Annotated in this window: 10 protein-coding genes; 2 read left to right on the top strand and 8 right to left on the bottom strand. The window is 40.5% G+C overall.

Features of this window, described 5'->3' with window-relative positions; all coding sequences use genetic code 11:
* Positions 1-42: 42 nt before the first annotated feature.
* The 4 genes from porL to DSM08_RS02695 form a co-directional block, all read right to left on the bottom strand.
* The gene (porL, locus tag DSM08_RS02710) at positions 43-696 is read right to left on the bottom strand and encodes a type IX secretion system motor protein PorL/GldL (protein ID WP_149524699.1); all 654 of its coding nucleotides are present in this window, start codon (positions 694-696) and stop codon (positions 43-45) included.
* Positions 697-742: 46 nt separating this feature from the next.
* A complete protein-coding gene (gene porK / locus DSM08_RS02705) occupies positions 743-2,038 on the bottom strand; it encodes a T9SS ring complex lipoprotein PorK/GldK (RefSeq protein WP_149524698.1) in 1,296 nt (431 codons plus the stop codon).
* 545 nt (positions 2,039-2,583) lie between these two features.
* A complete protein-coding gene (locus tag DSM08_RS02700) occupies positions 2,584-3,351 on the bottom strand; it encodes a uroporphyrinogen-III synthase (RefSeq protein WP_149524697.1) in 768 nt (255 codons plus the stop codon).
* Between the two features lie 10 nt (positions 3,352-3,361).
* Positions 3,362-4,336 (bottom strand): DUF4271 domain-containing protein, encoded by a 975-nt coding sequence (locus DSM08_RS02695; protein ID WP_149524696.1) that lies wholly within the window; start codon positions 4,334-4,336, stop codon positions 3,362-3,364.
* A 46-nt stretch (positions 4,337-4,382) separates the two neighbouring features.
* Between DSM08_RS02695 and DSM08_RS02690 the strand changes: the two genes are divergently transcribed.
* The gene (locus tag DSM08_RS02690; protein WP_149524695.1) at positions 4,383-4,949 is read left to right on the top strand and encodes a DNA-3-methyladenine glycosylase I; all 567 of its coding nucleotides are present in this window, start codon (positions 4,383-4,385) and stop codon (positions 4,947-4,949) included.
* On the opposite strand, the gene DSM08_RS02685 is transcribed toward DSM08_RS02690, so the two are convergent.
* Both DSM08_RS02685 and DSM08_RS02680 read right to left on the bottom strand, forming a co-directional pair.
* On the bottom strand, positions 4,930-5,490 hold the full coding sequence (locus DSM08_RS02685) for a phosphoribosyltransferase (RefSeq protein ID WP_149524694.1): 561 nt from the start codon (positions 5,488-5,490) through the stop codon (positions 4,930-4,932). The genes DSM08_RS02690 and DSM08_RS02685 overlap by 20 nt on opposite strands.
* Before the next feature lie 2 nt (positions 5,491-5,492).
* Positions 5,493-7,568, bottom strand: coding sequence for a transglycosylase domain-containing protein (locus DSM08_RS02680; RefSeq protein ID WP_246172424.1), 2,076 nt, complete (start codon positions 7,566-7,568; stop codon positions 5,493-5,495).
* A 115-nt stretch (positions 7,569-7,683) separates the two neighbouring features.
* Here DSM08_RS02680 and DSM08_RS02675 point away from each other — a divergent pair, with 115 nt between their 5' ends.
* The gene (locus DSM08_RS02675) at positions 7,684-8,745 is read left to right on the top strand and encodes an Mrp/NBP35 family ATP-binding protein (protein ID WP_149524693.1); all 1,062 of its coding nucleotides are present in this window, start codon (positions 7,684-7,686) and stop codon (positions 8,743-8,745) included.
* Positions 8,746-8,832: 87 nt separating this feature from the next.
* Here the strand turns inward: DSM08_RS02675 and DSM08_RS02670 are convergent, their stop codons facing one another.
* Both DSM08_RS02670 and DSM08_RS02665 read right to left on the bottom strand, forming a co-directional pair.
* Positions 8,833-10,341, bottom strand: a complete 1,509-nt coding sequence (locus tag DSM08_RS02670; RefSeq protein ID WP_149524692.1) for a RagB/SusD family nutrient uptake outer membrane protein — start codon at positions 10,339-10,341, stop codon at positions 8,833-8,835.
* 20 nt (positions 10,342-10,361) lie between these two features.
* Positions 10,362-13,562 (bottom strand): SusC/RagA family TonB-linked outer membrane protein, encoded by a 3,201-nt coding sequence (locus DSM08_RS02665; RefSeq protein WP_149524691.1) that lies wholly within the window; start codon positions 13,560-13,562, stop codon positions 10,362-10,364.
* Positions 13,563-13,796: the final 234 nt, after the last annotated feature.

Here is a 13,796-nt window from a genome sequence, read left to right as displayed (position 1 = left end):
TTTTCTATTTTTTTAAATGTTAAAAATCTAGTTCAAACTTCGTTATGATCTGTTTCCAGATGTTGGATTCATTGCAGAAAGCATTCCACCGTAGATGGCGTTCAACGATGATAGGTTCTTATTGAAAGTGTTTACTTGCTCTTTAAACTGTTGCATATCTGTAGCCGACTCATTGAAAGTCTGCAAGTCAGCAGCAGCACGTTCAAACGCATGACTCAATTGTGATGCACCCGTTGCGGCAGCATTTAATTTATCTGCAAACTGATTTGTCGCCGTAGCGGTGTCTGCTACTTTTGAAATAGCAGCTACCTTATCACCAAACGTACGAAGACCATCTCCTAAGTTTCCGATCAGGTTTTCGTCAATGTTCGCGTCTTGCAATAATTTATCGAGTGCAGCCGTATTACCAATCGCGGTAGGTTGTGCCACTTGTACCTGTTGCACGCTACGTGTCGGCAATTCGCCTTTAAAATCTTCGTCTAACTCCGGATAAACACGAGTCCAATCCACGTCTTCTTCCGCAGATAAAAACCCCATGATGAAGAATAATACAGCTTCCACGGCCAAGCCTATACCAATCATCCACTCTCCACCTTTGAAGTGAAGAATTTTGAACATTAGTCCAATAATGACCACTGAGGCACCCCAGTTAATAAGCGTGTTGATACCGAATCCGAATCTTTTCTTTCTTGCCATCGTTTAAAATGTTAGTAGTTTATGTTGTTTAGTATATGTTGATTGATTATCTATTCAAAACCCCTTTATAGGCTAATACACTGCGGAAGCCTAAATAAGCTTTCGCTGTATCTTGATACTCGTACTGACGAGTTGAATTTTGCAAGAAGTATCCCACGTCCTTCCATGAGCCACCGCGAATAACCTTACGCTTCATCGTCTCATGATCGGATGGCGAAGCATGGTAAGTATATGTCGGGTTCATATCATGAACGAAAGAATAGGCTGATTCATTATAACTTGATTGCGTCCATTCCGCGACATTCCCTGCCATGTTATACAAACCGTAGTCGTTCGGGAAGTACGAATAAACGGGAGCAGTATAAGCAGCACCATCATCCAGGTAGTTACCACGCCCTGGCTTGAAATTAGCCATCAGACAGCCTTTCGCATTGCGAGCTGTCGGACCACCCCATGGAAACTGAGTTCCAATTTTACCACCGCGAGCAGCATACTCCCACTGAGCCTCGGAAGGCAATTGATAAGGAGCACGTTCTTCACGACGCTTATTTGCAGCATTGTTGTTGAATAATAATGTTCTCCAGGTATTGAAAGCCTGCGCTTGTCGCCAGGTCACCCCTACTACCGGATATTCATCATAAGAAGCATGGGAAAAATAACTTTCTACCAAAGGCTCGTTCTGAGCATATGAAAAATCTGTTAACCAAACCGTCGTATCCGGATAGATCAACATGGTATCTCTTAAGATAAAATCCGAACGTTTCTTTGAAGGGTCATTTTTGGCAGCAACCGCAGCACGCAGATCGTACCATTCATAATGGTAGGTCAATTGACGTACATCCAATTCATTTTTACCAAAAATACGGTCTTCGCCTTGGTAATACATTTGGTTTAAACCTTCCTGTTGTGCTGGGGTCTGTGCATTCCATGGCGAATTCTTGCGCACTCTCTCCCAATCGATATGTCTCGAGTCGCCGGATGCCGAAGTCTTGAAATACGAAGGATCATTGAGGTGGTTATAAATTAAGATGGAATCACGAACCCAGTTTACAAACTGACGATATTCGCTATTTGAGATTTCTGTATCGTCCATATAGAATGGAGCGATGGTAACCTGTCTGTTCTGCGAGGTTTGAGAAAAGGTAATATCTTCATCAGACTGCCCCATAATAAAGGTTCCCCCCGGGATGAGCACCATTCCGAAAGGTGTTTTATTCTCTTTTAACCTGTCTAATCGAGTACCAACCAATTCGCCAGAGCTATCTGGTCTATTACATCCAGTAAGTACAACCGTTAATAATAATGCACCCTGGAGTATACGTTTGAAAGGTTTAAGTATCATTATATAATATTATTCAATATAAATTTCACTAATGAAGATTTGGATAGTTTCGCTACCACGAAAGCCAAAAATCTTAAATGGAATCTTATTAAACAAGAAAAATTCAATTCTTTTTCCATTTTAACATAAAAATCATATCCGATTCACGATAATTTGGCCGGTCCCAAAATTACCCCGATTACCATTAAAATCAACCATTATCAACAATAAAACAAGATATTGTAGCCGAATGTTTATAACTTTTATCCCACTTTTCCATCCAACAGCAGCAAATATTATAAAAATCTGGCGAAGCAGATTCATGATGGGGATTTGTCACAGTCGTGTAGACATTAGATATTAGACATCAGACACGGCTAAGACGGCTATTTTCAAAATGAAAAAGAGCTTTTGCACAGATTAATACCTAATGTCTAAAATCTCAAATTAAAAAAAGCCCCTAGAAAAAATCCTAAGGGCTTAAAATATCTTCAACAGCAATTTTTCTATCTCTAGGCGATTAGAAATTTCGAATGTCTACTATCTTACATCTAATATCTAAACTACTATTTATTCACTTGCTTAATATACTGTTCGATTGCCATCGTCATGCTTGGTGCATTTGGCGTCGGGGCAGGGATATCAAGGATAAGGTCATGATCTAGCAATGCCTGTTGAGTACTTGAGCCGAACGCTGCGATGCGTGTATTGTTCTGTACGAAATCTGGGAAGTTCTCATATAGTGACTGTACGCTTGAAGGGCTAAAGAAGACGATGATATCGTAGAATACATCCTTTAGATCTTTGATGTCGCTGATGACCGTTCTGAATAGAACGGCAGGAGTGAAATCATATCCGTTTTCTTGCAACCAACGTTGTGTTTCTTCGTTTGCCACGTCAGAGCATGGGAATAAGAATTTCTCTTTATTGTGCTTCTTCAACACGTCTTCCAGATCTTTTGCAGTTTGTTTACCGAAGAAGATTTTACGCTTGCGGTACTGTATGTATTTCTGCAAGTATAAAGCAATGGTTTCGGAGATACAGAAATATTTCATCTCTGCGGATACCTCAAAACGCATTTCTTCACAAACTCTAAAGAAGTGATCTACAGCATTTTTACTCGTAAAAATTACTGCAGTATGGTCCGCAAAGTTTACCTTATCTTTTCGTACATCTTTAGCCGGAACACCTTCCACATGGATAAAACCGCGGAAGTCCAATCGTAGATTGTATTTCTCAGCTAAGGTGAAGTAGGGAGATTTATCGTTTTCAGGTTTTGGTAAAGTAACAAGAATGCTCTTTACTTTTTTGGATCTTTCTACATCAATCTGCATAAATTCTTTCTTATTTACTAAGTGCTCTAACTAATATTAAAATAGGTGCTAGTTCGAGACTGCAAAGATAAAGAATTAAATAAAAAATAGAAAACTTGAAATTCCCGAATAGGTGTAAAGCGGTCCGTAGGAAGCGGTAAGTGAATAAAATTATTATTAAAACAACGTAAACAACCGTAATAAATTGAAAATATGCCACAGGTACAAACAGTAGAGCCAACAAGAATGGCATCAATAAAAACATGCTGTTAAAATAGACGAGATACAAGACCGCAACGTACTCACGCACAATCTTTTCTAAAGAAAATATAAAAGATACAAAGCGAATAATTAAAATCTTAGCGATGAATAAAGCCGCTACGAAAATTGCATTTTTTATAAAATTCTCAAAAGTAAGATAATTTTTGTCGCTGAAACTCGACATAACCAAGACGATGAACAGCCCGAGCGACAGGCTGAACAAAGCATAGAGGAAAATATAGGGCCAGGAAGTTGCCAAACTATCCTCTTTACTAACTTGTAATAACAACCTTTCTTTGTAGTAGGCATCAACAATGGTACGCAGTTCCATTGGGAAAACAATGCGTATAATAGCCAAAATCAAGAATAGAAAGAAAACAATAATCAAGACCCAAATCGGACGCTCGCTTTTCAATTTTCCCGAAATTATACGCTCCGCATCCGTTGATGCTTCAATTCTTTCTACACCAAACAGCAAGTCGTGGCGCCCAATTTTCAGCTGCTGCTTCAAGCGCTCTGTTAAGAAATTATTATCTTTCCTTAAACCGGGGATGATTTCAGTATATTTAAATGCCGAATCTAGGGAGTCTAAGGGTGAAACCTGCGCTAAACTATCGTTAAATGGTAGGCTATCAGCAGGTAATATTTGCACATTACCTACCGGTATGGTAGCGGCACCTTGTTGGGCAAAACCAAACAATACGGTAAAAATTAACAGAAAACGGAATAGCACACGATGTTTCATGAGTGCCGTAAAGTTAGAATAAAATAATCGCTTTAGAAATTGAAAAATGAGCAATAAAGAGCTAGTACGCTGTGGCTGGTGTGGTAATGATGCCGAATATCAAGCCTACCACGATCAGGAATGGGGAAAACAAGTAAAGGACGACAAAACACTATTCGAATTTCTCATTTTAGAATCTGCGCAAGCTGGATTAAGCTGGATTACGATCCTGCGACGACGCGAAAACTATAGAAAAGCATTTGCTGATTTCGATGTGGAAAAGGTTGCCGCGATGACAGAGAAAGATCAAGAGCGTTTATTACAGGACCCGGGAATTATCAGGAATAAGCTGAAAATTAAAACAACGATCAGCAATGCACAGATCTTTATGGATATTCAGAAGGAGTTCGGCAGTTTCTACAATTACTTATATTCATTCATGCCCGACAAAAAGCCTATCATCAATAGCTATGAAGACTATCGTCAGGCTCCCGCAACCTCCCCTATTTCAGACGCGATCGCCAAGGATTTGAAGAAAAGAGGAATTCGATTCTTTGGGACCACTATATGCTACGCCTATATGCAGGCGGTAGGTATGGTCAATGACCATATGCTTAGCTGCTCTTTTCGTTAGTAAGCGGATCGAACTGCTTATAGATATGCTGTAGGTTTCGACATTGACCATTGTAGTCCAGGCCATAGCCTACTACAAATTCCTTCTCGATCTCGAAACCTACATACATGATGTTATCAAAAGAATATAAAAGGCATTCCGGCTTCATGAGTAATGTCGCCACGGAAATACTCGCCACCTGAAGTTTCTCCAGCGCTTCAATCGTATGAACCAACGAATTGCCCGTATCTACGATATCCTCTACAATCACCACATGACGCCCCGTCAAATCCATCCCCACACCTATCAATTCCGAAATACGCCCCTGATCTGTTCCCGTATAGGATGCTAGCTTAACGAACGACATCTCACATGGGATATGTATCTGCTTCATCAGATCAGCCATAAACATAAAGCAACCATTCAGAACGCCGATAAAAACAGGATGCTTATCTTCATAACGAAGATTGATATCAATTCCGATAAGGCGGATACGCTTTTGAATCTGATCATAATCGATCATCAATTCAAAATGCAGGTCATCAATTATTATGTTCTTCATGCTTAGTTTTCCTCTTTGTTTTCTTCCTTACCGAATAATCGCTCGCGGATAGACTTGCGCAGTTGGTCTTCTAAATCCATCTCTTCGGCCATATCTTTAAGATCATCGAAAGATGCCGCCGTATCAACAACGCCTTTCGGACGCGCCGGGCGCAGATTTGGCTGCAATTGTGCCTGATAGAACCCGTAATTCGCAGGGACATTTTCATTATCCAATTGCCGCATCTTGTTCATGATATAACCATAGGTATTAAAATGCTTCATGACCCAGGGTTTCAATTGTCCGGTATAGTCAAATGACGATAGACCGGTTTTCGGTCGCGGGATAATACTCGATAGGAACAAACTCTCCCCAATCGTTATTTCTGAAGGTTTCTTCCCAAAATAATACTGCGAAGCTTCCGCAATACCATAGACGTTTTTGCCCCATTCGATTACATTCAGATAAATTTCCAATAAGCGATCTTTGCTTACCTGCCCAGATTGCTCCATTAGCCAAACAAGCAAGATCTCCTCAAACTTGCGCATCATTGTTTTATTCCTATTCAGGTAAACATTCTTTACCAGCTGCATAGAAATGGTGCTTGCTCCACGTTTGAACTTCTTCTCTTTAATATTCGTAACGATTGACAACTGGAAGGCTTCCAGTTCGAACCCCTTGTGTTTATAGAAAAAAGGATCTTCGGTATTCAACACCGTTTTCTTTAAAATCGAAGAAACCTGATCCAGCGGAGTAAACATTGGATTGGCGGGCCCCACAACGATATCGCGTAGTTTTGTCGTATCATCATAAGCCTCATAAACAAAGGGCTGGTTTAAGGCGGCAATATCGGCCTTGCCCCATTTTACAATTTTCAATGCCGCATCGTCTATTTTGGAACTGAACTTCAACTGATCGGGATCATCCAAATCTACCTCAAAATCCATGTCATATTGAATATCGCCCTCAACCTGTAAACCGTCAAGCTGGTCAAAAAGCCCTTTCGGTATCGCATCAAAAAAATTCTGCGCCTTAAACTTACCCGTATGGACTGCCATGCTCAATAACTTCTTAGGCTTACGTGTGTATTTTAGTCGAGGTTCAAAAGAAAATTCTTTGACCTGCACCTTGGTGCCCTCGATTAACTGAATCGTATTCTCCGACACATGAAATCCGCCAAGCGCCGCCCCTTCAGGAAGAACAACCTGTTCGCCAGATAAGCGTCGCTGATAAATTTTCAGGTTCTTGGTCGACCAACCACCCAATACTTCCAGTACATCTTTACCCTTCCGAGATACATCGTCTAGGTGAAAGGCAAGTTCATCGAAACTCACCTGAAGTCCGTATTTTCTGCGTAAAAATGGTAACTCGGCATCCTTATTATCCGAAGTGATTTTAACGCTCAATGTCTGCTTATCGGGATTGACCTCGCCGCTGAAGTTCCATTTCGCATCCTGCTCGTTCAAGAAGACATCGACATCGTAATCCCCATTGTCGATTTCGCCAACTGGAATACGCACCATTTGGGTTCCTGAACTATCCTGATACGACAAATTCACATTCGTCATGTTCAAATCGCGAGGAACCTTCAGGAAAACCTGCTTGATCAATCGATCGACCGTCTCGGCTAACGTTCGGCTGCTGGTATCAACCGCAGTTGAATCCTTGGCTTTCTTTCGAAATAAAAAGTCATAATTGGAGGTGTTATCCTCTTTTACCAAGGTGATATCGGCGTTTTCTATTTGCAAGGAACCCAATTTGATTGTCCCGGAAATTAGGGGGAACAGCTTTACGGACACTTTAAATTTATCCATAGCCGCCAACTGATCTGCGGAATCTGGAACAACGCGGACCTTTTGGAACTCCACAGTCGTCAAGCCTGCAAAATCATAGCTCCCAATACGTAAATCGAGCTGATAATCGTCCTTGAGTTTCTTCTTCACTTTCACCACCGCTTGATCTAACATTTTTCCCCGAACGGATAGCCCCCAGAATAATCCAATCAGGAAGATCCCCAAAACAGCACCCGCTGTAATTAAAAACCAGCGCTTCCGCAGGAACGAAAAATCAAGCTTCCTCAGCCATTCTTTTACCAGCATAAATAGACCGTTTCTTCATTATTAATTTGATAAAAATAGATAAAATTCATTAAAAACATCTTTATGACATGATATTGTCCATCTTTCCTTAAGTTTGTATGAATATTGTGAAACCATGATTACAAAACAACAAATCTTAGATGCTTTGAGTAATGTGGAAGAGCCTGATCTGAAGAAAGATTTAGTCACTCTAAACATGATTGAAAACATCGAAATTCTACCTAATAAGATAAAATTCGACGTTGTACTTACCACTCCCGCTTGCCCGCTAAAAGGCCATATAGAACATGCTTGCCGCAACGCTATTGCTTTTTTCGTGTCTAAGGATGTGGATGTAGAAATCAACATGACCGCTCGTGTCCGTCCTGTGGAAAACGCTCAGCTAAAGAACATCAAAAACATCGTATTAGTATCCTCTGGAAAAGGGGGCGTCGGAAAATCAACCGTTGCAGCCAATCTAGCATTGGCACTGTCGCAGACAGGTGCAAAGACGGGATTATTGGATGCTGATATCTATGGCCCTTCGGTGCCTATCATGTTTGGACTGGACGGAGCAAGACCAGAATCTACGCAGACGGCTGATGGGCAGACCAAGATTGTACCTATCGAAAAATTTGGGTTGAAATTACTGTCAATCGGATTTTTTACAGATCCGAACCAACCGATTCCGTGGCGTGGCCCGATGGCGACCTCAGCAATCAAACAGCTATTCAATGATACCGACTGGGGCGAGCTAGACTATTTAGTAGTCGACATGCCTCCAGGTACGGGTGATATACATATTACGGTGGCTCAGCAATACCCTATTTCTGGTGCTGTCATTGTGACGACGCCACAGCAAGTCGCGCTTGCCGACGCGATCAAGGGTATGGCGATGTATCAGATGGAAGGCGTGCAAGTACCGATCTTAGGTGTCATCGAAAACATGGCATACTTTACCCCTGCCGAACTTCCCGACAACAAATATTATATCTTCGGAAAAGATGGTGGAAAACGCCTTGCTGAACAAAACAATGTGCCGTTTATCGGAGAGATTCCTTTGGTAAAAGCCGTTGCAGATGCTGGTGATAATGGATTCCCGGTGGCCCTAGATGCTGATGATCCTGTAACGAAGTCCTTCGCAAGTATTGCCGGACGCGTGGCGCAGGAACTGAGCATTCTCGCAGCAACCGTTTAGAGAACGATATATAGAAATCGAAAACAAACACTTTCAAACAAAAAGGCCTCGCGATTTGCGAGGCCTTTTCTATTAAGAAAAATCAAATTAATTAATTTGAGGGTTATTCTGAATTTCCACCTGTGGAATTGGGAATGTTAATTGATCAGCATTGTATTTGAACGATTGACCTGCGAAGTATAAGTGGTTTTCACCTCTTGTAACCGTCGCTTTGTTACGTTTCAATGCTAAGTAAGATTTACCTTCACCCCAAAGTTCAATACGAGTTTGTAAGTAAATTTCGTCTTTTAAGCGCTGACCTGACAATGTTGAAAGGTAGCTTGTATTATCCAAACGCAAGTCTAATAATTTTTTCAACGATGCGATTGCCGCAGCTTCGTTTCCGATATTAGCATTTGCTTCTGCATTTAACAATACCATTTCATCAACACGCATGTACAAGTAGTCAGTTACGATTTGACGTTGACCCATTGCTTCACGCTCAGGTGTGTAGAATTTGTTGATCGGCATTAACTCGTCTGCATCAAACTGTCCTTTACGAACGTCGTTTGCAGGGATTTTAGCGTAAAGACCTTTATCAATTGCTTTAGGGTCACCAGCAGCAGCGTAGCTATAGCTCCAGTAATCCACTTGTCCCCACCATGATACTAAGTCTAAGTTGCTCGCTAATGTTAAATCAACACCCCACATCCAGCTTGGTGTAGCAATGTTATTGAAACCACCGTCGCCATTAACAACTAATCCTTGTCCGTCTAATACAGCTGCTGATTGACTTTTTGTAGTCAAAGGGAAGCCACCATTAGTAATGATATCATTAGTTAAAGTAGCTACTTTTTGCCAGTCTGCTTGCGTACCTCTAGCACCCAAAGCGTAAGCTAACAAACCTTCAGCAACGTATTTGTTGATTTGGTGTTTACCTGTTCTGTTGAATCCATTTAAGTATTCTACCGCAGTTTCCAAATCTGAAATGATTAGATCATATACTTCTTTCGTTGTAGAAAGAGGTTGATTTGGTTGATCTGTGTTCGTATAGATAGGTAAGATTTTATCATTACCAGAACCGTACTCAGGAGCATATAAATTTGCTAGGTAGAAGTAAGCATACGCACGCATAGCTTTTGCTTGTCCCATTACAAAACGAGCATCTTTTTGATCTGCAGGGATCTCCACTTCTGAGCCACCGATAGCGTCCATTGCCGAGTTTGCAGACATAATGATTTTGTAATAGTAGTTCCAAGGTTTTGAAGCCTCAGCACGTGTGTAGTCAGTTGTCGCGATATAACGAACAACGTTTGAATACCATCCGTAGTTCAGACCGGTTAATACCATGTCTGACGCTAACATATCCATATAGATATCGTATCCTTTTTGTCCGAAGTCATCATGGTCTTCATCTGCAGGAAGCGCTGTAAATGTAGTATACATTGTCGCATACAAACCTGTGATGTAACCGTTCAAAACGTTAGGATCTTGTTTACCGGCTTCTTCGATTTGGTCGGTAGACAATTGCTCTGTTGGGGCGCTGTCTAAGAAATCTTTGCTACAAGAAGCAAAAACTAAAGAGCCTGCCAACAATATATTTAATGTTTTTTTCATTTTCTTAAACGCTTATAAAATTAAAACTTAACTCTTAAACCAGCACTTACCGTTGATAAAGGTGAGTATCTGTACATGCTAGAAGAACCAGCTTGGTGAGTTGAAGGGTTAAATCCTTTTCTTGCTGAAGCAATAGCTAAGTTATCCGCAGATACCCATACTGATAATGCTTGAGCACCAAAAGTTTTAATCCAATCTGATTTGAAGTTATATCCTAAACGAACGTTGTTTAACATCAAGTAGTTTGATTTCGTTAAGAATCTAGTCGATACTGAGTTAACATTCGCGTCCCAATCATTGCTCAATCTAGGCACGTCAGTAACGTCGCCTGGTTTTTGCCATCTGTTGAAGATGTCGTTATGCCAGTTGTTGCTACCGATAGCATCGTTATTCATCAAAATAGCGTATGCACCGTCATAAGCATATCCACCTAGGCTATACAATAGTTGCGCGCTTAAGTCAAATCCTTTGTAACCTGCTCTTAGGTTGAAAGCACCTCTGATAGCTGGAATAGCTGATTTGCCAACGTAGTATTGTGTTGCTTGCGAATAAGTTTTTGTTGTTCCTTCTTTGATTTCTTTGTTGTCTGGGTTGTTGAACAATGCCATTGATGCGATTTGCTCACCAGCATTGAATGAACCGTCTCCGTTGTTGTCAGTGTAGTACACTTTCCACATACTTAGACCATCCTCAGGATCCACACCTACGAAGTCTCTCATGTAGAAATCATAGATTGAATGACCTTCAGCCCATCCGTAGCTTCCTTGGATATCAATAACTTTTGGTAATTGAGTCGAAGGATCGATTGGCATTTTAGTGATTTTGTTTTTGAACGCCTCACCGTTGATACCTAAATCTAAATAGAAGTTTTCGTTCTTAACGATATGACCTACTAAATCAAACTCGATACCTTGGTTTCTCAATTGACCATCATTTACTTTGATAGTTTGGTAACCGATTGATGGTCCCATACCGTAGTCAAAGATTAAGTTATCTGTATTTTTGATGTAGTATTCTACTGTACCTGTTAAGAAGTTGCCGATTTCAAATTCAACACCTGTTTGGAACATTTTTGAAGTCTCCCAAGTAAGGTCTTCATTACCTTTGTTGTTGAATGTGAATGCAGCTTCGTTGTTTACATTTTCTACGTTGTAAGTGATGTAACCTGGGTAGTAACCTACGCCTGCTTGATCACCTAATACACCGTATGAAACTTTGTATTTCAAGAACTTGAAGATGTTCTGATCGTTCATGAAGTCTTCGTTAGACACAATCCATCCTGCACCTACCGAACCGAAAGTACCCCATTTCTCGTTTTTAAATCTTGAAGATCCATCGCGTCTTAAACTACCTGACAAGTAATACTTGTTTTTGTAATCGTAGTTGATCTGACCGAAGTAACTTTCTAATGAGTAGTCCTCAGTCCAAGATTTGATTGGGTTAGATACAACTACGTTGCTGAAGTCTAAGATATCGTTTGATACTAGGTTGTACCCTGAGTTATCAAGGATATTTGAATCCCATTTTACAGCCTCGTGAGCAGCTAATGCCTCGAAAGAGTGATCGCCGAAGTCTTTTCTATAACGTAATAAGTTTAACAAGTTATAGTAGTTCAACTCTGTACGTCTTTGGTACAATGAACCGTTTTGACCTGCTGCACTTCCGTAGAATTTGTTAGCTCTGTCGTTGTAAATATTGTTGTAGTACTGAATACCTAAAGAGTTTTCGAACGTTAAACCGTCAATAATATTGAAGTTAACATATGCTCTACCGTTTAATTCGTTACGGTTATGACGTTTGATGTCATAAGTAGCATCAGCAATCGCGTTCGTTAATGAACCGAATTTACGTTTTGAAACTGTACCATAATCGAATACGCTTCCACCGTAGTAAGGATCGTCGATTGTGTTACCGTCAGCATCTCTTTGGAATAATGGGTAGATGGAAGGAATGTTGTCTACGAACCAGAAAATACTTCCTGAGTCTTCAGACTGGCCACCAGTATTACGCTCTACTTTAGAGTAGTTCGCGTTCATACCCACATTGATGAATTTGTTTACTTTGTGATCTAAGCTTAAACGACCTGTTAAACGCTCGAAATCAGAGTTGATCGAGTAACCTTTATCGCCTAAATAACCTAGGGAAGTAAAGTAGTTTGTCTTCTCGCTAGAACCACCAAATCTTACGTTGATATCAGTTCTCGCTGCACTTTGGAATGCATAGTCTTCCCAGTTTTCAGGGTTGTATTTACGAGTAACACCTGATTTCACTGTTCTTGTTGTAGGATCGATTAGATCTGCAACTGAAGATACGTTCCATATGTTGTTCAATGCGTTGATACCAGAACCTGAGAATAAACGTTGATTAGCGAATGCTACACCGTCTTGTCCTCTAGTGATACCTTCGTTGTACATCGCTTCCCAGCTCAATCCGATATATTCTTCTGCTGATTTGATTACATCATAACGTGGAAGTAATGACATGTTGCTACCGAAGTTAGCATCTGCTTCAACGAATGATTGTTGACCGCGACCTGTTTTTGTCGTAATCAAGATAACCCCATTCGCACCACGAGAACCGTAAATTGCGGTCGCAGCAGCATCTTTCAATACCGTTACGTTTTCGATGTCTGCATTGTTGATTGATGTAATGTTTCCTGAGAAAGGAACACCATCAACAACATACAAAGGATCGCGGTTACCATTTACAGAACCAAAACCACGGATACGAATAGTAGCAGAGCTACCTGGCTGACCAGTAGTATTCACTACTTGTAAACCAGCAACCTCACCAGCAATCGCTTGTGAAATGTTGGAAACGTTCTTTTGTTGTAGTTTAGCACCATCAACTTTTTTCGCTGAACCTGTAAAAGCTTCTTTTGTTGTGCTACCGTAACCTACGACAACAACTTCTTCTAATGTAGCTTCTTCGCTTACTAAGGCAGCATTAACTACCGACTTACCAGCAACTGAAATACGTTGAGAAACATACCCTACATACGAGAATGCTAGAGTAGCATTGTCAGCAACTGTAAGGGAATAGTTTCCGGAGTCGTCTGTTTGGGTAGAAGTAGTCGTACCGACGATAATGACAGATACTCCTGATAATGGAGCGCCCCCATCTGCCGCAGTTACTTGACCACTCACTTGACGATTTTGTGCAAACGCAACCCCAATAAGGCACGTCATCACAAAAATAAAACTGAGTAATTTTTGTTTCATTTTGTTTGTAATAATTAAAGAATTCTGAGCAATAACTGTTAAAAATTGTTAAACAGGGTGCAAATATAGACTTTCATTAACCTTAAGACAAACAAAATACCTTGTTAATCAATTTTTTGTGAATAATTCAAAATATTGGTTGTTTTTTAAACTTTTTACAAAAGTAATTGGGGAAATGGCGTTATTTTATAAATTATTGATAAATAAATGTCGGTTACTAATAAGTATAGTTTT

It is taken from the genome of Sphingobacterium hotanense, from assembly GCF_008274825.1.
Lineage (GTDB): Bacteria > Bacteroidota > Bacteroidia > Sphingobacteriales > Sphingobacteriaceae > Sphingobacterium > Sphingobacterium hotanense.
Note: the sequence above shows the minus strand (reverse complement) of the source record. Positions and strands in the feature narration are given on the sequence as shown.